This is a genomic window from Methyloceanibacter superfactus (assembly GCF_001723305.1).
In the GTDB taxonomy this organism is placed as follows: domain Bacteria; phylum Pseudomonadota; class Alphaproteobacteria; order Rhizobiales; family Methyloligellaceae; genus Methyloceanibacter; species Methyloceanibacter superfactus.
Window position 1 is genome coordinate 129,902 of record NZ_LPWF01000025.1, and the last position, 18,657, is coordinate 148,558.

The following is an 18,657-nucleotide window of genomic DNA, read 5'->3' on the forward strand; positions in this document are numbered from 1 at the left end:
CCGCGATAGAGACCTACGGTTGCAGATCGGCAACACGCTCTTTTGAAACATCGTCAGATTGCATATGCATATCTTTACAACCTAAAGTTATGATCATAAAGTTATAATCGTAGACGTCGGAACAGTATGTAGTAGGTGTATAATGCCTACATACTACAAGTTTTTTAATCGCGCCAAAGTTCTGTGTATTGCGGTAATGTTATTGGGGTGCGCAGGCCGCGTAACCAATATAAATTCTTTGAGTTTTCAAGACGGCCAGGCGCAGTCCAACGAGCAGATCCTCTTAAGGAACATCATCGCGGCGGCCAACGACAGAACCCCGACATTTGTGGCCGCGAGCAATGTGCAATCCCTCGGTGAGGCTGGCGCGAGCCTGGGAGCTCAATTCTCCATTCCCAACACAGGGCATACGATTTCACCGGGGCTGACCGGTCGACGGTCGCAGAATGCGACACTCTTGGACTACGGAGCCACAAAGGCGGCCCAGCACCTTTATCGCGCCGTCGATCACGCTCTTGCGAGGCAACTCCTGATCCAGGGATGGCCAAGCGAGTTGATCGAAACGGTCCTGTGGGGCGCGATCCTTATTCACCCAGAGCTTCACGATCTGATCGCGCGCAAAGCGCGCAGGATATGCGACACCACCACTGACAGAGGGGAAATCGCCGTCTGTCGCTGGACTGAAGAAATGATCGGGAGATGCGGAGATCCCATAGGGGCGCATGGCTTCATCAACCACGCGCAGAGCATTTGTTCGTTCAACCGATTTCAAATCATAATCAATCGGCTAGCAGTAACGGGGACAGAATTCAGAATTCGAGATGTGATGCTTCGAGACGAAAACGGTAAGCCCGTTCTCAACGACGATCATCGGCCTGTTTTTGAGAAAAGGTTCCAGGAGGTCTTCGACGACCCGGAAATCGAACATCGCTTTGAAGCGCTGAATTCCCGGCGCGCCGAGAAAGATCCACTCGTGTTCGCGGTTTTCCTGCGCTCTCCTGCACAGATTATCGAGTTTCTTGGCAGGCTAGCGGCCTTGCAGCTCTATCGCAACCAGCCCGATGTCGCCGCAATCCCGATCCCGGGGCGCGACAATATCGACTGGATCATTCCTTTCCGCATTGTCAGCGGCAGTGATCGGGATGGCCCGTCGGCCGTGTCGGTCCGGTTCGGCGGGAGGAGCTATCATGTTCCGCAACCTCACAATCAGCCCCACATGCGGGACCAATCGGTGAGGGTTATGTCGCTCGTGATCGAGCTCCAAAACCTGGCTCGACAGGAAGCACCGATCCAGGGGAGCAGCATCGCCATCCTGCAATGAGCGCCTGACCGGCGGACTAAGCTGCTGCACAGGCCGCAGAGGGGCATTGCACCGGTCGGACCGCTTCCTACATTGAGTTCAAGCGTCCGATTGGCTAAAAGCGCGGGCGCAATTCTCCTTAGGCAACACGAATCCCCGAAGGGACGCCCATGGCCACCCCGCAATACGTTTATGTCATGACCAAGCTCAACAAGACCTATCCCGGTGGGAAGCAGGTCTTGAAGGACGTGACGCTCGCCTTCCTGCCCGGCGCCAAGATCGGCGTCGTCGGCGTCAACGGCGCCGGCAAGTCGACCCTGCTGCGCATCATGGCGGGCGAGGAGAAGGAGTTCGTCGGCGAGGCCTGGGCGGCCGAGGGCGTCAATGTCGGCTATCTGGCCCAGGAGCCGCGGCTCGACGAGAGCAAGGACGTCATGGGCAACGTCATGGAGGGCGTGGCCGAGAAGAAGGCCAAGCTCGACCGCTACAACGAGCTGGCCGTGAACTATTCCGACGAGACCGCCGACGAGATGGCGCGGCTTCAGGACGAGATCGACGCCGGCGATCTGTGGGACCTCGATGCGCAAGTGGAGCAGGCCATGGATGCCCTGCGCTGCCCGCCGGGCGACGCCGAGGTGGAAGCGCTGTCCGGCGGCGAGAAGCGCCGCGTGGCGCTGTGCCGTCTGCTCCTGTCCAAGCCCGATATCCTGCTGCTCGACGAGCCGACCAACCATCTCGACGCCGAGAGCGTGGCCTGGCTTGAGCATTTCCTGCGCGACTATCCCGGCACCGTGGTCATGGTCACCCATGACCGCTACTTCCTCGACAACATCACCGACTGGACGCTCGAGCTCGATCGGGGGCAGGGCGTGCCCTACAAGGGCAGCTATTCGTCCTGGCTGGAGCAGAAGCAGAAGCGGGCCGAGGTCGAAGGCAAGCAGGACGAGGCCAAACAGCGCACCATCACCCGCGAGCTCGACTGGATCCGGGCGAGCCCCAAGGCGCGCCAGGCGAAGTCCAAGGCCCGTATCCGTGCCTATGAGGAACTGGTCGCCGAGGCCGGCAACGACAAGACCGGCAAGGCGCAGATCACCATTCCGCCGGGCCCCCGGCTCGGCGACGTGGTCATCGAGGCGGATGGTCTCGGCAAGGGCTTCGGCGAGCGGCTCCTGATCGATGGGCTGTCCTTCAAGCTGCCGCCCGGCGGCATTGTCGGCGTCATCGGCCCGAACGGCGCCGGCAAGACCACGCTGTTCCGCATGATCGTCGGCCAGGAGACGCCGGACGACGGCGCCATTCGCGTGGGCGAGACGGTGAAGCTCGGCTATGTGGACCAGTCCCGCGACGCCCTCGACCCGAAGAAGAATGTCTGGGAGGAGATCTCCGACGGCAACGACGTGATCGCGCTCGGCAAGCGCGAGGTGCCGAGCCGCGCCTATGTGGGCTGGTTCAACTTCAAGGGCTCCGACCAGCAGAAGAAGGTCGGCCAACTCTCGGGCGGTGAGCGCAACCGCGTCCACCTCGCCAAGATGCTGAAATCCGGCGCCAACCTCATCTTGCTCGACGAGCCGACCAACGATCTCGACGTGGAGACCCTGTCGTCGCTGGAAGCCGCGCTCGAGGATTTCCCCGGCTGCGCCGTCATCATCAGCCATGATCGCTTCTTCCTCGACCGCATCGCCACCCACATCCTCGCCTTCGAAGGCGACAGCCACGTGGAGTGGTTCGAGGGCAATTTCGAGGACTACGAGGAGGACAAGAAGCGCCGCTTGGGCGAGGACTCGATCCTGCCGAAGCGCATCAAATACAAGAAATTCGCTCGCGCCTAGCTCGTAGGCTTCACGAATTTCAGCGTCATGCGGTCACTCTCGCCGATCGCCAGATATGTCTCGCGATTTTCGTCGCCCGAGGCGAAGCGAGGGTGGCAGCGTCCACACGCCTTTCGGATAGTCCTTCGTGCCTTCGGATTGGCGTTGATCTCGGATGTCTCCGCGAACTCGAACCCCGCCTTCTCGGCCAGCGCGATCACGTAGTCCTGGTTCACGTAGCCTTTGCCGGCTTTGGGGTCCTGCTCCACCTTGGGATCGCCGCGATGCTGCACGACGCCAAGCACGCCGCCCGGCTTGAGCGCCTTGAACATGGCGGCGAAGGCCTCATTCTCGGAGCTCGATCCCATGAAGCTATGCACGTTACGGAACGTGACGACGAGGTCGGCCGAGTCCGGCGGGGCGATGTCGCCGTCTTTGGTCAGTTTCGTCCGTTTCACGTCACCGTAAAGCTCGGGCGCGTCCTTGACTTTCTGATCGAAGGCTTCGAGCGATCTCTGAAGCGCCTCGTAGGATGGGTCGCCCGGATGCTCGGCAGCATAGAGAGTGCCGCTGCCCTTGAGATAGGGCGCGAGAATTTCCGTGTACCAGCCGCGGCCCGGATAGATCTCGACCACCGTCATGTCGGGCCTGATCCCGAAGAAGGTGAGCGTCTCGAACGGGTGGCGATATGCGTCACGCGCCTTGTTGGCTTCCGACCTGTGGTCGCCGGCGATAGTCTCATTTAGGCGATCGTCTTGCGCCGGCGTGTCCTCAGCGCGCGCGGCGAGAGACCCGAGCGCTAAACATCCGAGCATCAAAAGCAGGCAAGTTGGACGTGTGCGGACTGCGATCATGATTTCCCCGTGTGCTGGGTGATGGGAGGTCGATTTGCGGGGAGCGTAGCAGCTTAGGACCGCATGCGAACGCCCGCACCCGTTCAAGATTGCTTGAAATCGGGAGTTTTTGGGCCATCGCTGAGGCCCTTGCACCGCCCGACGGGAAGATATAAACATATCTTTATGTCAGGTGATGCCGAAGTCCGCGCTGCCGTTCCAGGCCTTTCCGGCCCCCATGCCCTCGCGGCCTTGCGGGCGGCGGGCGAAGCCACGCGTTTGCGCATCCTGGCGCTGCTCGCGGGCGCGGAGCTGAACGTCAAGGACCTGACCCAGATCCTGGCCCAGAGCCAGCCGCGCATCAGCCGGCACCTTAAACTCATGGCCGAGGCCGGCCTCATCACCCGTTTCCGCGAAGGCTCGTGGGTCTTCTTCCGCGTTGCCGATACGGGCGCCGAAGGCGCGCTCGCCCGCGCCATCGTCGCGAGCTCGATCCGGCCGGACCTGACGCTCGCCCGCGACCAGGCCCGGGCCGAAGCCGTGCAGAAGGCCCGTGCCGAAGCGGCCCAGAGCTACTTCAAGGCCCATGCCGCGGAGTGGGACCGCATCCGCACGCTCCATGTCGCCGACGCCCAGGTCGAGGCCGCCATGGACGAAGCGCTGGGACAGGGGCCCTTCGATCTTCTGGTCGATCTCGGCACCGGCACCGGACGCATCCTCGAACTCTTCGGACCCCGCGCCGCCAAGGCCCTCGGCTTCGATCTCAACCACGACATGCTGGCCTACGCGCGCATGAAGCTCGAGCGTGCCGGTCTGACCCAAGGCCAGGTCCGCCACGGCGATCTCTATAACGTGCCGTTGCCCGACGGCGCCGCCGACGCCGTCGTGCTGCATCAGGTGCTGCACTTCCTCGACGATCCGGCCGCCGCCGTGGCCGAGGCCGCGCGCGTGCTGGCGCCGGGCGGCAAGCTGCTGGTGGTCGACTTCGCCCCCCATGAGCTCGAGTTCCTTCGTGAGGAGTCCGCTCATCGCCGGCTCGGCTTCTCCCGCGATCAACTCGGCCGGATGCTGCAAGGCACCGGCCTCAAGCTCGAGCGTTTCCGCGAGCTCAGTCCCGGGCCGTCGGAAGGCAAGCTCACCGTTTCGCTGTGGCTCGGCGTGAAGCCGGTCGCGGCCGGCAAAAATAGGGGGCTCAGCCCCAAAGTGGAGGTCATCGCGTGATGCTCGCATCATCCCAAGAACCACCCAAGCGCCGCTTCCTCGGCCGTGGCGACATCGATGTGTCGTTCGAGTTCTTCCCGCCGAAGACCGCGGCCATGGAGGAGACGCTGTGGCGCTCCATCCGCCGGCTCGAACCCTTGCGTCCGAAATATGTGTCGGTCACCTATGGCGCCGGCGGCTCGACCCGCGAGCGCACTCACGCGACCGTGGCCCGCATGCTGCGCGAGACGACGCTGAAGCCCGCCGCCCATCTCACCTGCGTGTCGGCCACCCGCGAGGAGATCGACGAGGTCATCCGCGACTATTGGGATCTCGGCGTGCGCCATATCGTGGCGCTGCGCGGCGATCCGCCTGACGGCGCCGGCAAGCCCTACGAGCCGACCCCCGGCGGCTATGTCAACGCCGCCGACCTTACCGCCGGCATCAAGAAGATCGCCCCGTTCGAGATCTCGGTCGCCTGTTATCCCGAGAAGCATCCTGAGTCGCCCTCGGTCGAGGCCGATATCGACATGCTGAAGCAGAAGATCGACGCCGGCGCCACCGGCGCCATCTCGCAGTTCTTCTTCGATAACGAGGTCTATCTCCGCTATCTCGACCGCGTCCGCGACGCCGGGATCACCATCCGATCGTGCCCGGCATCATTCCGATTCACAATTTTCGCCAGGCGGCGAGCTTCGCCCAGCGGTCCGGCGCCAGCGTGCCCGATTGGCTCGGCCACCGGTTTGAAGGCTCGACGAGGATCAGGAGACGCGCCACCTCGTGGCCGCCGCCGTCGCCGCCGAGCAGGTCATGGGCCTCGTGGACCAAGGCATCACCGAGTTCCACTTCTACACCCTGAACCGCGCGGACCTCGTCTACGCCATCTGTCATCTGCTGGGCCTGCGCCCGGCCAAGGCCTTCGCGGACGTGAAGGTGGAGCCCGCATCATGACCCGTGAAGAGCGTATCGAAGCCCTGAAACGTGAAGCCAAGGAGCGCATCCTCATCCTGGACGGCGCCATGGGCACCATGATTCAGCGTCACAAGCTGGACGAGGCCGGCTATCGCGGCGAGCGCTTCAAGGACCATCTCCGCGATCTCAAGGGCAACAACGATCTGCTCGTGCTGTCCCAGCCGGACATCATCCGCGACATTCACGGCGCCTATCTCGAAGCGGGCGCCGACATGGTCGAGACCAATACGTTCACGGCCCAGGCCATCAGCCAGGCCGACTATGGTCTCGAGGACATCTGCTTGGAGATGAACGTCGCCGCCGCCAAACTGGCGCGTGAGGCGACGGACGCCTGGACGGAGAAGACGCCGGACAAGCCGCGCTTCGTGGCCGGCGCCATCGGCCCGACCAACCGCACCGCCTCCCTGTCGCCGGACGTGAACAATCCGGGCTTCCGCAATGTGAGCTTCGACGACCTGGTCGCGGCCTATTCGGAGCAAACGCGGGGGCTCATCGAAGGCGGCGCCGATACCATCCTCATCGAGACGGTGTTCGACACGCTGAACGCCAGCGGCGGGCTAGCGGTGGAGCAGGTGTTCGACGAGATGGGCGTGCATCTGCCCATCATGATCTCGGGCACCATCACCGATCTCTCGGGGCGCAATCTCTCAGGCCAAACGCCGGAGGCCTTCTGGTACTCGATGAAGCACCTGAGGCCCTTCTCCGTCGGCCTCAACTGCTCCTTCGGCGCCGAGCAGCTGCGGCCGTCCGTCGACGAGATGGCACATGTGGCCGACACCTATGTCAGCGTCTATCCGAACGCGGGGCTGCCCAATGAGATGGGCGAATATGACGAAAGCCCAGAGCACATGGCCAAGCTTCTGGAAGGCTGGGCCAAGGATGGCCTCGTGAATATCGTCGGCGGCTGCTGCGGCACCACGCCCGACCACATCCGGGCGATTGCCGAGGCCATGGCCAAATACCAGCCGCGTCGGGTGCCGGAGGTGGAGCACAAGCTGCGCCTCTCCGGCCTTGAGCCCTTCGTGCACGGGTGACGGTATGACGGCGCTGAAGTTTGAGGACCAGGAGCTTCCCGATCTCGACGCGGACTATGTCAGGCTGGCCGAGCAATTCATTCCCGGCCGGCAGGCGATCTTCGCCATTGTCGAGGCCTCGCTTCTTGAGCTTCTTCCAAAGGAGCCGGCCAGGATCTTGGTGGTCGGCGCCGGCGGCGGTGAAGAGATCTTGCGCCTAGGTTCGGATAATCCCGACTGGTCGTTCGTCGGCGTCGATACCTATCGGCCCATGGTCGAACTGGCGCGGCGCCGTCTTGCCGGCACGCCGGTCGGCGCGCGAGCCAAAGTGGATGAAACGGCTATTGAGAACCTCGATGACAATGAGTTCGATGCCGCCACATGCATCCTCACGGCGCATTTCGTGCCCGACGATGGTTCAAAGCTCGCCTTCTTCAAGGCTATCCACGCGCGTCTGAAGCCGGGTGCGCCGCTCGCCATCGTCGACGGCGTCGGCGTTTCAGGCGACGCCCAGACCGAGCTCTTGCGGCGCATATGGAAGCGGCATGCCGTGATGAAGGGCATTGCGGAAGAGGTGGCCGAGAAGAACGCAGAAAACTTCAAAAATGTCGCGGTGGTGTCGGCTGAACGTGAGGAAGAGCTGCTGACGAGCGCAGCATTTGAACGCCTTACGCCGATCTTCCGTGGACTCGCTATCAAGGGCTGGCTTGCCTTCGCGTGATGCGATCTCGCCCGCTTGTCTCCTGTTAATTCAAAAATGGAATCCGATTGAATGACATCATCCGCGGCACAGAATTTCGTCATGGTGGGCGAGCGGACCAACGTCACCGGCTCCGCGCGCTTCCGTAAGTTGATCGAGGCGGACGACTACGGCGCGGCGCTCGAGGTCGCGCGCCAGCAGGTCGAGAACGGCGCCAACATGATCGACATCAACATGGACGAGGGCATGCTCGACTCCGAGAAGGCCATGGTCACCTTCTTGAACCTCATCGCCGCCGAGCCCGACATCTCGCGCGTGCCGATCATGCTCGACTCGTCGAAATGGTCGGTGATCGAGGCGGGCCTGAAATGCGTGCAAGGCAAGGCCGTGGTCAATTCCATCAGCATGAAGGAAGGCGAGGAGGCGTTTCTCGATCATGCCCGCAAAGTCCAGCGCTACGGCGCTGCCGTGGTGGTCATGGCCTTCGACGAGGAAGGCCAGGCGGACACGGCGACACGGAAATTCGACATCTGCAAGCGCGCCTACGAGCTCCTGACCGAGGAGGTCGGCTTCCCGCCCGAGGACATCATCTTCGATCCCAACATCTTCGCCGTCGCCACCGGCATCGAGGAGCATAACGACTACGGCCGCGCCTTCATCGAGGCGACCCGCCGCATCAAGGAAGAGCTGCCTTACGTACATGTGTCGGGCGGCGTGTCGAACCTCTCCTTCGCTTTCCGCGGCAACGAGCGCGTGCGCGAGGCGATGCATTCGGTGTTCCTCTATCACGCCATCCAGGCGGGCATGGACATGGGCATCGTCAACGCCGGCCAGTTGGCCCTCTACGACGACATCGACCCGGAGCTGCGCGACCTGGTCGAGGACGTCATCCTCAACCGGCGCGACGACGCCACGGACCGTTTGCTGGAAGCGGCGGAGCGCTACAAGGGCGGCGGCGGGCCGAAACGCGAGATCGACATGTCGTGGCGCGAGAAGCCGGTCGAGGAGCGCCTAACCCATTCGCTGGTTCACGGCATCGCCAATTTCATCGAGGAGGACACGGAGGAAGCCAGGCAAAAGGCCGAACGGCCCTTGCATGTCATCGAGGGGCCGCTGATGGCCGGCATGAGCGTCGTCGGCGACCTGTTCGGCGCCGGCAAGATGTTCCTGCCCCAGGTGGTGAAGTCCGCGCGCGTGATGAAGCAGGCCGTGGCCTATCTCATGCCCTTCATGGAGAAAGAGAAGGAAGAGATGGGGCTCGCCCAAGGGGAGCCCGCCGGCCGGGTTCTGCTCGCCACCGTCAAGGGCGACGTCCACGACATCGGCAAGAACATCGTCGGTGTCGTGCTCCAGTGCAATAATTTCGAGGTCACCGATCTCGGCGTCATGGTGCACTCCCAGACGATCCTCGATACCGCGCGCGAGAAGAATATCGACATCATCGGCCTGTCCGGCCTGATCACGCCGTCGCTCGACGAGATGTGTCACGTGGCGGCGGAGATGGAGCGCGAAGGCTTCGACCTGCCGCTGCTGATTGGCGGCGCCACGACGAGTCGCGTCCATACCGCCGTCAAGATCAGCCCCAACTACAAACGCAGCCAGGCCATTTATGTCACCGATGCGAGCCGCGCCGTGGGTGTGGTCTCGGGCCTGATGTCGAAAGAGGAACGGCCCAAGCAGATCGCCAAGGTGCGCGAGGAATACGAGCGCATGGCGGAATCCTATGCCCGCGGCCAGGCGGAGAAGACCCGCGCGCCGCTGGCGCAGGCCCGCGCCAACAAGCTCGCGCTCGATTGGTCGGGCTACGCGCCGCCGAAGCCCAGCTTCCTCGGCACCCGCACCTTCCACGCCTACGATCTCGCCGAGCTCGCCCGCTATATCGACTGGACGCCCTTCTTCCAGGCTTGGGAGCTGAAGGGTCAGTACCCGCGCATTCTCCAGGACGATAAATACGGTGAGGCGGCGCGTCCGCTATTCGACGACGCGAAGGCCATGCTCAAGCAGATCATCGACGAGAAATGGCTCACGGCCAACGCCGTGGTCGGCTTCTGGCCGGCCAACAGTGTCGGCGACGATATCGAGCTTTATGCGGACGAGACGCGCAAGGCGCCGTTGGCGACGCTGCACACGCTCCGCCAGCAGATGGCGCGCGATTCGAGCAAGGCCAATCTCGCGCTTGCCGATTTCGTGGCGCCCAAGGACTCCGGCGTGCCTGACTATATGGGCGCCTTTGCCGTGACCGCGGGCATCGGTGAGGAGGACGTGGCGCGCCGCTTCGAGCTGGCCAATGACGATTACGCGAAGATCTTGGTCAAGGCGCTCGCCGACCGGCTGGCGGAGGCCTTCGCCGAGGCGCTGCACGAGAAGGTGCGCCGCGAGCTCTGGGGCTATGCTCCGGACGAGGCGCTCACCAACGAGGGGCTGATCGCCGAGGACTATGCCGGCATCAGGCCCGCGCCGGGCTATCCGGCGCAGCCCGACCATACCGAGAAACGGACCCTATTCCGGGTGCTCGATGTGGAGAAGGAGATCGGCGTCAAGCTTACCGAGAGCTGCGCCATGTGGCCATCCGCGGCCGTCTCGGGCTTCTATTTCTCCCATCCCGAGAGTCGCTATTTCGGTGTCGGCAAGATCGGCCGCGATCAGGTCCAAGACTACGCCGCGCGCAAAGGCTGGTCGGTCGAGGAGGCCGAGCGCTGGCTGGGCCCCATCCTCAACTACGATCCAAAGCGCGTAGCCGACGCGGCGGCGTAAGCGCGCCCTTGCTGACATGAAAAGAGGAGCCCGGGCTTCCGCGCCGGGCTCCTCGAAACTTTACGCCGCATTCTTTTTGGTCTTAAGACCGAAACCCCCCAAAGGGTTGCCGATAAGGCTAAGGTCTAAATCATCCCCAGGATGACGGCGGCCAGGAAGCCGAACGATACGATGGCCGTGACCATGGTCAATTTGGCTGTGAGTTCCATCGGAAGCTCTCCTTTCCGATTGGAGGGTTGCCCGTTGCCGAACCCACCGAGCTTAAAGGCTGGGCTCGACCGCTGCCAAGTCGTTTCCTTGTTGCGCCGCACAACGGTGACGGGCCCCAAGATGAGTTCAACAACGTTCGGGACGGCTTAGGGTTCACCGATTTTAATAATTATTTTTTCCCTGGATTCAGACCCTTAGTGCGGGTCTCCGGGGAGGGTCCGGGGATACGAGGGCGAGCCAAGGGCCCGGGCTATGGGGACGATTTGTGGACAATTGTCTCCGAAAAATCGTGCCGAGGCTGCCGGATCGTCCGTTTCACCCGCCGGCGGGCACGGAGCCCAATGGGAATTTGCGGAGCAGGATCTCATCGAATCCGTCGGCGACCAGACCGTGCAACACGGCGGTCTCCGCAAAACCATGTCGCGCGTAGAAGCGAAGCGCGGCTTCGTTGAAAGACGAGGCGCAGGCCCAGAGGTTGCGTGCCTCGCGGTGCAAAGCCTCGCGCGCGAGCCAGTCCAGCACCGCCGACCCGATCCCTTGGTTCTGAAACTCAGGCAGCAGCGCCAGCAGCTCGAGATAGACGCCCCGCAGCCACGGATAGCGGACCGCCACGGCGCCGGCCGTCATGCCGTCCACCTCGATGCGGTAGCGGCGCGCGCCGTCCTCCACAGCGACGAGATAGCCTGTTATCGCCTCCGCCGAATAGGGCATCTCAGACCAGGGCGGCACCGCCACGATCGCCCGCCCGAGCGCCGCGCAAGCCGCAGGCGCCATTGGGCGCAGACAGGCGCGGCCCGGATCGCCGTTCAGAATGAGATCAGCGGCTGCGGAGAACGGACCAGATGTCATTTGATTTGCGCTGCCGTTTGGCCCGCGCGACGCGCGACGCGTCGCCCGGCCGGTTGAGGTAGCATGTCGCGGCGATCACCGGCTTGCCGGCCGCGAGCAACTCGCTCAGCGTGACGAATTGATAGCCCTCCTCCTTGAGCTTGGGCAGGGCGATCTTGAGAGCGGCGGCGATGTTGCGGCCGCGCCCGTTCGCATGCGCCACGATAATGGCCCCGGGATGGGCGCGGGTGAGGATGGTGTTGGCGATTCCCTTCGCCGTGATGTGCGGGTCGGGGTCGCCGGTGACCACGTCCCACTGGATCGCCAGTTGTCCGTTAGCGGCCACGGCCGCCAGCGCCTTGGCATTGCACCGCCCATAGGGAAACCGCATCAGCGTGATCCGGGCTTGCGGGACGCTTGCGTCGTCTTGCAGGTCGGTGACGCAGGCGCGCGACATGAGCGTCTTCCGAGCCCGCACGAAAGCCGCCTCGGTCAGCCCGATCTCCTCCGCCATGGTCTTGTCGGTGGCATGGGTCAGGTCGCGGTGGCGCAGGCCATGGGCGCCGATCTCGAAATTGGCGTCGGCGATCAGCTGCTGCGCGCGCTCGGGGTGGCTCTCCAGCCATTTGCCGCCGGCGAAGAAGGTGGCCTTCACGCCCTCGGCCCGCAGGAGATCGACCACCCGGCCGTCATAGCCCGCATGGTCGCCGTCGCTCTCGCAAAGATCGAAGGTGAGCGCGATGAGTTTCTGCCCCGGTGGGAGCTCGACGCTGCGGATCGAGCCGCGCAAGTCCTCGGCGACCGGAACCGGGGCGGGCAGGGGTTCTTGCTTGAGGGCTTCGAGGTCGAGGCGCGGGCCCGAGCCGCGTCGCTTTCAATTCCTTGGGCGTGCCGGCCAAGGCCTCTGGCGTCCAGCACTGGGCGGGCAGGGTCGCCTCGGCGGCCGGTTCTGCCGCCTTCGTCCGGCCGGGGCCGCCGGCGGCGAGTGCGACAACGGCAGCAATGATGAACACACGCTCGAACGTCATCGCCGCCCAACCCTCTTGGCTGCTCTTCTATTGAGCGCCTGGGCCCTGGCCGTCAACTCAAGATCAGCGGATGGGATTTAAGGGGGCTTGCGACACCATGGGGCAGTCCAGCGTCTTCTCCAGCGCCTCGATCAGCTCGCCCTCGCTGTTGGCCTTGATGTAGAGGCCGTTATTCTCGTCGGCGAGACATCTGAGATCCATGACGCTGTTGCCGCCCGTCCAGGAATAGTTGGAATAGCGGAAGCCGATCACGTGAACGGTGAGCTGCTCGGCGGTCTCGTGCAGTTGCTTGGCGAGGTCGCAAGGCGACCGCCCGCAAGTTTCCTCGCCGTCCGTCACCACCACGATGACGCCGGGCTTGCTCTGGAAGTCGAGCGCCTTGGCCGCCTCCTCGCGCCCGAGGTCAGCGGCGTCTTGCCGGCAGGCACGAGCGCGTTCACCACCCGCATGATCGGTTTGGCGGCATCACGCGTCGGCTTGAGATCGAGTTGGACGTTGCACTGGTTGTAGGGGCCCGGACCGTATGTCACGAGCCGACGCGGCGAAATTTCGTGGCGCTCGGCAGCACCTGGGCGAGGGCGGAGCGCACTTCGTCGATGCGGGGGCGGGAATTCGGAATGCCGAGGGTCTGGTTGCCAGACATGGAGCCCGAGGCATCGAAAACGATCATGGCGTCGTCGGTGCAAGGACCGGGCTTGGTATCCTCGGCGACCGCCCCGGGCGCGTGGCACGCGAGCGTGACGGCCAAGGCGCTAGCTGGCAACCGGAGCGCACGAAGACCGGCAAGCAAAATGCCACGACACTGCATTTTTTTACACTCCCTAGGCAATTTTGGGCGAGTGTAACGAAAATCCGCGCACGAAGGGAATAGCAGGATTTCTGCTGGGGTCTCGGCTACGGCATCAGCGCGACGTGGCCGATGATGCCGAGAAGGAAGCCCAACACGGCTCCCAAAGGCGGCGCCCAGTGCCGTTTCAGCACCGCTTGAGGGGCGATGTCCTCGAAGGTCAGATAGATGATGCCGCCCGAGGCGAACAGCATCACCGCCCCCGCCCAAGCCGGACTGGCCGCGAGCCAGACATGTCCGAGATAGGCGGCGAGCGGGCCGAGAAGCACCAGGGCGCTGAATGCCATGAACAATCCGCGCTTCGATGGCTTGTTGTGGGCCATGATCTCCCGATAGGCGTTGAAGCTTTCGGGCAGGTTCTGCAGCGCGATCAGGAAGGCCAGGAGGAGCCCAATCTCCAAGCGTGTCGCAAGGCCGACGCCGATGGCCGCGGCTTCCGGAACGAAATCGAGCAGCATGGCCATGAGCATGGCGCCGGCGCCGCCACAGCGGGCGATGGCCCAGTCGATCAACAGAAAGACGATACCGCCACCGCCGAACGCCAGACAGATCAGCACCCAATTGAGATCGCGGAGTCCCTCGGGCACGAGGACCAAGGCCACCGCCGCAAGCAGCGCACCGCCGCCGAAGGCGAGCACGCTGTGGCGAAATTCGGTCTGAAGCCAGCGCGGACGGATACGCTCGATGGAGGCGAGATAGGCGCCGATGGGGATCGTCAGTCCCGCGACGGTCGCTAGCAGCATCGCCGTCAACAGGGGCGTTGCCGCGTGAAGGTCGTGAAGAGCGCTCACCGTTTTCCCTCGGTTGTTACGTCGTGACCCGCAAGAGTCTTATGGGCTGAAGATCAACATCACATAGACGGCGAACAGGAGCAGGTGGACGACCCCTTGCAGCACGTTGGTGCGGCCGCCGCCGAAGGTGAGCCCGCTGACGAACAGCGTGAGGATTAGCAGCACCGTCTCGACATCGGTCAGCCCGAGATGCACGTCGCGTCCGGTGAGGATCCCGATCGCCAGCACCGCCGGAATAGTCAGGCCGATCGTCGCGAGCGCCGAGCCCAGGCACACATTGACCGCCCGTTGGAGTTGGTTGGCGAGCGCGGCGTTGAAGGCCGTGAGCCCCTCCGGCGCGATCACCAGTACGGCGATCAAGACACCGCCGAGCGGATCGGGCAGTGCGAGATCCTCGATGCCGAAATCGACGATGACGGCGAGGAACTCCGCCAGCAGCACCACGGGCAGGAGAGACGCGAGCAGCATGGTCACATGGAAGGCCAGCGAGCCCGTCGCGGTCTGCTCGTGGTCTGCGGCCACTAAGCCCGCGTCTTCGGGATGCTCCGCGGGCTCAGCGAAGAAGGCCCGGTGCCGGAGGGTCTGGATGGCGATGAATACCGCATAGAACAGGAGGGTGATGGCCATGAACAGGATTGCCTTGGCCGGCGACTGAATGGGGTCCGGCGCGGTCTCGGTGTATTTCGGCAGCACCAGGGCGAACACCGAGAGTGCGGCGATGACCACGAGAAAGGCGCGGGCGCCGGCGAGATTATACTCCTGCTCCCAATAGCGCAGAGCGCCCATGAGCAGGGCCACGCCCACCATGCCGTTCAGCACGATCATCAGCGTGGCGAACATGGCGTCGCGGGCCAGCGTCGGGTTATTGGCGCCGTGCAGCATGATCGAAGCGAGCAGCGCCACCTCGATGACGATGACCGAGCCGGTCAGCACCAGCGTGCCATAAGGTTCACCGAGCTTCTCGGCGACGGCCTCCGCATGGCGCACCACGCCGAACGAGCACCACATGATCGTCGCGAACAGCCAGACGAACAGCACGACGGTCAGAGCGTGGTTCTCGAGATCGGAAAGGATCGTGTCGCCGAACGCGAAGAAGAGGAGCGTGGTGAGGATGCCGGCGATGGCCGGCGCCTCGGCTCTCAACAGCGATGGCGCGGACTGTTTCGCGGCGGAGCGTGGCGTGGCGGCTTTCCGCCGGCCGGTGGTCTTGGCTTTGGCCATGGACCCCGTCTTATACCGCTCCGAACTTGCCGCACAGCCGGTCCGGGAACTTGTCCACGCACCGGCTTTGCTTCACCACGCTCGCAACGGTGGCTGGCGGCGGCCAGGGCTTTGATGTAAAAGCCCTTTACATGAGTCACTCAGGCCGCGGTTGGCGCGCCCCAGCTCCTATCACCACGGCAACCTCAAAGAGGTGCTGCTGGAGGCCGCGCGCAAGCTCATCGAGGAGCACGGCGCCTTCGGCTTCAGCCTCACCGAGGCCGCGCGCCTGGCCGGCGTCAGCCCGGCGGCGCCCTATCGCCATTTCAAGGATCGCGACGCGCTGCTCGCCGAGGTCGCCCGCAACGGCTTCGAGCGCTTTGCCGCCTGCCTCGACACCGCCTGGAACAACGGCGTGCCGACACCACTCTCGGCCTTCGAGAATCTCGGCAAGGCCTATCTCGCCTTCGCCCGGGAAGAGCCGGCCAGCTACACGGTGATGTTCGAGACGGGACTAGCGCCCGGCACCGAGGGCGAGACGCTGCCGGCGGCGGAGCGCGCCTTCGAAGTGCTCCAACAGGCGGCGGAGGCGCTGTGCCGGTCGCTGCCCGAGGATGAGCGGCCGCCATTGAAGCTCGTCAGCCTGCATCTGTGGACCATGGCCCACGGCGTCGCCACGCTATTCTCGAAAGGCGGCCGCGCGGCGCGCAAGGTGCCGATGACGCCCGAGGAAGTGCTCGAAAGTGGGCTGCTGATCTATTTGAAAGGACTCGGCATTCTGCCGGACGCGAAAGAAGACGGGTCGGGCTAACGGCGCGCCGTCAGCGGCTCGCCTCGAGCCATCTCAGCACGCGGTCCCAGTCGCTGGGCGAGCCGTTATAGATGTTGCGGTCCACCTTGCCCTTGATGCCCGGCACCGTGCCGGTGGTGGTGAACTGCCAGAACGCCCAGCTCCGCCCGCGATAGATTTTGTCCGGTTCTGCCGCCACCGAGCGCAGCCAATAATGATAGCTCTTGAACTCGCCCTGGAGCACGTCCTTGTGGAACGCCGGGTCCGTGTAGATGATCGGCCGCTTCCCCGTATGCGCTTCCATGGCGTCGAGAATGATCTTGATCTTCTTCAGCGCCAGCTCGCGGGAGATCTTGCCGGGACAGGTCTTGGAATGAGTATGCCATTCGAGATCGAGCACCGGCGGCAGCGCGTCGGGATCGCGCGGCACGTTGCGCACGAACCACGCCGCCTGCTCGCTGGCGTAGCGGCACCAATAGATGAAGTGATAGGCGCCGCGCGCCAGGCCCGCCCGCTTCGCCGCGTGCCAATTGCGTAGAAACATGGGGTCGAGATGGTCGCCGCCCTCGGTCGCCTTGATGAAGGCGAATTGGACGCCCGCGGCGCGCACTTGCCGCCAGTCGATGTCGCCCTGCCAGTAGGACACGTCGATGCCTTGGATCGGCATGGTGTGGGCGCGCGTCACCGCTTCATGTGGCTTCACGTCTTTGAGTGCGCCGGCCACCGCGGCGCTGCCGCTCGCCACCGCCACAACGGTGGCGGCGGCCAAACCCACACTTGAGAGACGGCGATACGCAAATCTCATGGTTACGCCCTACACGAAGACCAGCACTCAGTGCAATTTTCGATGAATTGCATCCACAGTCTCGACCGCAGAGGGTTAAAATTCCTTGGCCGCTCTGTGCTTTCCGCTCGCCCAACCCCATATTTTTGAGGACCGCCTTGACGCCTTGCCAAGGGGGCACATCTATGTAAATGTAAATCACATTCACACTGAAGGAAGGATCCCGATGCACCTGGTTGCGACCTTGGACGACTACGGGAAGCCGGCTTGGATCGCGGCGATGATCCTCGGCTTCATTGTTTGGTGGCCTGTTGGCCTAGGCGTTTTGGCCTATCTGATCTGGAGTGGACGCATGGGATGTGGACATAAGACGGCATGGCGCGAGTATTTCACCAACGAAGCACGGCGTTTCGGCGGCGGCTTCGGACCGGGCGGCTCGACCGGCAATCACGCATTCGATGACTATCGCGAGGCGACCCTGAAGCGGCTGGAGGAGGAGGCAACCGAGTTCCAGTCCTTCCTCAAGCGCTTGCGCCACGCGAAGGACAAGGCCGAGTTCGACCAGTTCATGGCCGAGCGTGGCCAGGGCGGCAACACGCCGCGAGCCGTCTAGGGCTCTCCATCGGCTCCCTGCGAACGAGCCTTAAGCAAGAGAGGCAACACCCTAGCGAAGGGCGTGGGATTTCGGTCCCGCGCCCTTTTTGGTGTCGAACTAGGGCTTTTCTTGCGCCGCGTCCTGAATAGGATACGGGCTCCAACCTCCAGCAGCATGGAAGAGGAGCCAGATGAACTCGAAGCATCGTGTAACGCGCCACCTCGTCGGTGTCGCACTCTGTGGAGCGGCGTTGTTCTCGCCGCTGGCATTGGCGGCATCAACCAGCCTGCAAGAGCTTGCCAGCAAGCCACAGGACTATCTCGGCCAAGAGGTTGAGATGGAAGCCTACTGCGTGAAGAACGGCCGCTCGGGCGATGTGATTGGCTACGAGTGCACGTCGCAGGACGGCGTCTATGTCGATGCGGACGACATCGAGCCCGAGGCTGCCAAGGAGAAGCTCGCGGGGGACTGTGCCGGCGGAGGCTGCATGGCGACCATCCAATTCGTCCCGCACTCCTACTCAACCTCGTCGGCCATCGAGCCCGGCAAGACTGTCACCGTGTTCAATGCCGAAAAGGCTAAGGTGAGCTTCTGACTCTGAAGCGACCGGTATCCCGATGAAACACGCCACCTGGCTCCTGTCCCTGATCCTGATGCTCGCGGCGTCGAGCGCGCAGGCCGCGTCTTGCCTTCAGGCGAATGCGCCAGGCGAGATCGCCGAAGGGCGGCTGTCGCTTGGGCAGTTCGAGGACGCGGCCGGACGTCCTGAGCAGGCGTTCATCCTCACGCTGCCGGCTCCGGCCTGCCTCGAAGGCAGCGAGGAGACGGACAATATCGGGGATGTCGCGACGATCCACGTCTATGCCTTAGACGAGACGCTCTCCGCGGCGCTTCGGAAGTTCGTCGGCAAGGAAGTGCAGGTTCGCGGTACGCCCTTCGGCGCGCACACGGCCCACCATCATGCGCCGATCATGATGGATATTAGCGAGATCGACGAGATCTAG

General features: G+C 63.7%; 17 protein-coding genes and 3 pseudogenes. 11 read left to right on the forward strand and 9 right to left on the reverse strand.

Annotated features, from left to right (window positions below):
• Positions 1–142 precede the first annotated feature (142 nt).
• Both AUC69_RS08540 and ettA read left to right on the forward strand, forming a co-directional pair.
• The gene (locus AUC69_RS08540) at positions 143–1,321 is read left to right on the forward strand and encodes a hypothetical protein (protein WP_141700686.1); all 1,179 of its coding nucleotides are present in this window, start codon (positions 143–145) and stop codon (positions 1,319–1,321) included.
• 149 nt (positions 1,322–1,470) lie between these two features.
• Positions 1,471–3,129 carry an energy-dependent translational throttle protein EttA gene (gene ettA / locus AUC69_RS08545; RefSeq protein ID WP_069441782.1) on the forward strand — a complete coding sequence of 553 codons (1,659 nt, stop codon included), beginning with the start codon at positions 1,471–1,473 and terminating at the stop codon, positions 3,127–3,129.
• Here ettA and AUC69_RS08550 read toward each other — a convergent pair.
• Positions 3,126–3,923: a class I SAM-dependent methyltransferase gene (locus tag AUC69_RS08550; RefSeq protein ID WP_204377298.1), complete on the reverse strand. Its 798-nt coding sequence runs from the start codon at positions 3,921–3,923 to the stop codon at positions 3,126–3,128. The two genes, ettA and AUC69_RS08550, sit on opposite strands and share 4 nt — an antisense overlap.
• A 204-nt stretch (positions 3,924–4,127) precedes the next feature.
• On the opposite strand from AUC69_RS08550, the gene AUC69_RS08555 reads away from it, so the two are divergent.
• From AUC69_RS08555 to metH, 5 genes and pseudogenes are all read left to right on the forward strand, one after another.
• Positions 4,128–5,162, forward strand: a complete 1,035-nt coding sequence (locus AUC69_RS08555; RefSeq protein ID WP_069441783.1) for an ArsR/SmtB family transcription factor — start codon at positions 4,128–4,130, stop codon at positions 5,160–5,162.
• A pseudogene (metF, locus tag AUC69_RS16245) lies at positions 5,162–6,092 on the forward strand (methylenetetrahydrofolate reductase [NAD(P)H]). Before AUC69_RS08555 ends, metF begins: the two are co-directional and overlap by 1 nt.
• 62 nt (positions 6,093–6,154) lie before the next feature.
• A pseudogene (locus AUC69_RS08560) lies at positions 6,155–7,147 on the forward strand (homocysteine S-methyltransferase family protein); the annotation flags it as partial.
• A 4-nt stretch (positions 7,148–7,151) separates the two neighbouring features.
• The gene (locus tag AUC69_RS08565) at positions 7,152–7,847 is read left to right on the forward strand and encodes a class I SAM-dependent methyltransferase (RefSeq protein WP_069441784.1); all 696 of its coding nucleotides are present in this window, start codon (positions 7,152–7,154) and stop codon (positions 7,845–7,847) included.
• A 75-nt stretch (positions 7,848–7,922) separates the two neighbouring features.
• Positions 7,923–10,580 (forward strand): annotated as a pseudogene (metH, locus tag AUC69_RS08570) (methionine synthase); the annotation flags it as partial.
• Between the two features lie 525 nt (positions 10,581–11,105).
• On the opposite strand, the gene AUC69_RS08575 reads toward metH, so the two are convergent.
• The 7 genes from AUC69_RS08575 to AUC69_RS08600 form a co-directional block, all read right to left on the reverse strand.
• Complete coding sequence (locus tag AUC69_RS08575) at positions 11,106–11,639, reverse strand: GNAT family N-acetyltransferase (RefSeq protein ID WP_083239242.1); 534 nt, start codon at positions 11,637–11,639, stop codon at positions 11,106–11,108.
• Complete coding sequence (locus AUC69_RS08580; RefSeq protein WP_069441786.1) at positions 11,608–12,408, reverse strand: polysaccharide deacetylase family protein; 801 nt, start codon at positions 12,406–12,408, stop codon at positions 11,608–11,610. Before AUC69_RS08580 ends, AUC69_RS08575 begins: the two co-directional genes overlap by 32 nt.
• A gap of 301 nt (positions 12,409–12,709) precedes the next feature.
• On the reverse strand, positions 12,710–12,991 hold the full coding sequence (locus AUC69_RS08585; protein WP_069441787.1) for a vWA domain-containing protein: 282 nt from the start codon (positions 12,989–12,991) through the stop codon (positions 12,710–12,712).
• The gene (locus AUC69_RS17020; RefSeq protein WP_141700688.1) at positions 12,982–13,176 is read right to left on the reverse strand and encodes a hypothetical protein; all 195 of its coding nucleotides are present in this window, start codon (positions 13,174–13,176) and stop codon (positions 12,982–12,984) included. Before AUC69_RS17020 ends, AUC69_RS08585 begins: the two co-directional genes overlap by 10 nt.
• Positions 13,173–13,394, reverse strand: coding sequence for a vWA domain-containing protein (locus AUC69_RS08590; RefSeq protein ID WP_069441788.1), 222 nt, complete (start codon positions 13,392–13,394; stop codon positions 13,173–13,175). Before AUC69_RS08590 ends, AUC69_RS17020 begins: the two co-directional genes overlap by 4 nt.
• 146 nt (positions 13,395–13,540) lie before the next feature.
• The gene (locus AUC69_RS08595; protein WP_204377299.1) at positions 13,541–14,284 is read right to left on the reverse strand and encodes a ZIP family metal transporter; all 744 of its coding nucleotides are present in this window, start codon (positions 14,282–14,284) and stop codon (positions 13,541–13,543) included.
• Positions 14,285–14,323: 39 nt separating this feature from the next.
• A complete protein-coding gene (locus tag AUC69_RS08600; protein ID WP_083239244.1) occupies positions 14,324–15,505 on the reverse strand; it encodes a calcium:cation antiporter in 1,182 nt (393 codons plus the stop codon).
• Between the two features lie 151 nt (positions 15,506–15,656).
• On the opposite strand from AUC69_RS08600, the gene AUC69_RS08605 reads away from it, so the two are divergent.
• Positions 15,657–16,295, forward strand: coding sequence for a TetR/AcrR family transcriptional regulator (locus AUC69_RS08605; RefSeq protein ID WP_069441790.1), 639 nt, complete (start codon positions 15,657–15,659; stop codon positions 16,293–16,295).
• A 10-nt stretch (positions 16,296–16,305) separates the two neighbouring features.
• Here the strand turns inward: AUC69_RS08605 and AUC69_RS08610 are convergent, their stop codons facing one another.
• Positions 16,306–17,079, reverse strand: a complete 774-nt coding sequence (locus AUC69_RS08610) for a glycoside hydrolase family 25 protein (RefSeq protein ID WP_083239245.1) — start codon at positions 17,077–17,079, stop codon at positions 16,306–16,308.
• 205 nt (positions 17,080–17,284) lie between these two features.
• Between AUC69_RS08610 and AUC69_RS08615 the strand changes: the two genes are divergently transcribed.
• The 3 genes from AUC69_RS08615 to AUC69_RS08625 all read left to right on the forward strand — a co-directional run bounded on the left by AUC69_RS08615 (position 17,285) and on the right by AUC69_RS08625 (position 18,657).
• Entirely contained in the window at positions 17,285–17,671 is a 387-nt protein-coding gene (locus tag AUC69_RS08615) for a DUF2852 domain-containing protein (RefSeq protein ID WP_069441792.1), read from the forward strand.
• Positions 17,672–17,843: 172 nt separating this feature from the next.
• Positions 17,844–18,248 (forward strand): hypothetical protein, encoded by a 405-nt coding sequence (locus AUC69_RS08620; protein ID WP_141700690.1) that lies wholly within the window; start codon positions 17,844–17,846, stop codon positions 18,246–18,248.
• A gap of 22 nt (positions 18,249–18,270) precedes the next feature.
• The gene (locus tag AUC69_RS08625) at positions 18,271–18,657 is read left to right on the forward strand and encodes a DUF4431 domain-containing protein (protein WP_069441794.1); all 387 of its coding nucleotides are present in this window, start codon (positions 18,271–18,273) and stop codon (positions 18,655–18,657) included.

Excerpts from the sequence above, each read along its gene's own strand:
- AUC69_RS08565 (WP_069441784.1), top strand. The coding sequence starts at position 7,152 with ATGACGGCGCTGAAGTTTGAGGACCAGGAGCTTCCCGATCTCGACGCG.
- AUC69_RS08625 (WP_069441794.1), top strand. The coding sequence starts at position 18,271 with ATGAAACACGCCACCTGGCTCCTGTCCCTGATCCTGATGCTCGCGGCG.
- AUC69_RS08550 (WP_204377298.1), bottom strand. The coding sequence starts at position 3,923 with ATGCTCGGATGTTTAGCGCTCGGGTCTCTCGCCGCGCGCGCTGAGGAC.
- AUC69_RS08620 (WP_141700690.1), top strand. The coding sequence starts at position 17,844 with ATGAACTCGAAGCATCGTGTAACGCGCCACCTCGTCGGTGTCGCACTC.
- AUC69_RS08615 (WP_069441792.1), top strand. The coding sequence starts at position 17,285 with ATGCACCTGGTTGCGACCTTGGACGACTACGGGAAGCCGGCTTGGATC.
- AUC69_RS08575 (WP_083239242.1), bottom strand. The coding sequence starts at position 11,639 with ATGACATCTGGTCCGTTCTCCGCAGCCGCTGATCTCATTCTGAACGGC.
- AUC69_RS08540 (WP_141700686.1), top strand. The coding sequence starts at position 143 with ATGCCTACATACTACAAGTTTTTTAATCGCGCCAAAGTTCTGTGTATT.
- AUC69_RS08600 (WP_083239244.1), bottom strand. The coding sequence starts at position 15,505 with ATGGCCAAAGCCAAGACCACCGGCCGGCGGAAAGCCGCCACGCCACGC.
- AUC69_RS08555 (WP_069441783.1), top strand. The coding sequence starts at position 4,128 with ATGTCAGGTGATGCCGAAGTCCGCGCTGCCGTTCCAGGCCTTTCCGGC.
- AUC69_RS08610 (WP_083239245.1), bottom strand. The coding sequence starts at position 17,079 with ATGAGATTTGCGTATCGCCGTCTCTCAAGTGTGGGTTTGGCCGCCGCC.
- ettA (WP_069441782.1), top strand. The coding sequence starts at position 1,471 with ATGGCCACCCCGCAATACGTTTATGTCATGACCAAGCTCAACAAGACC.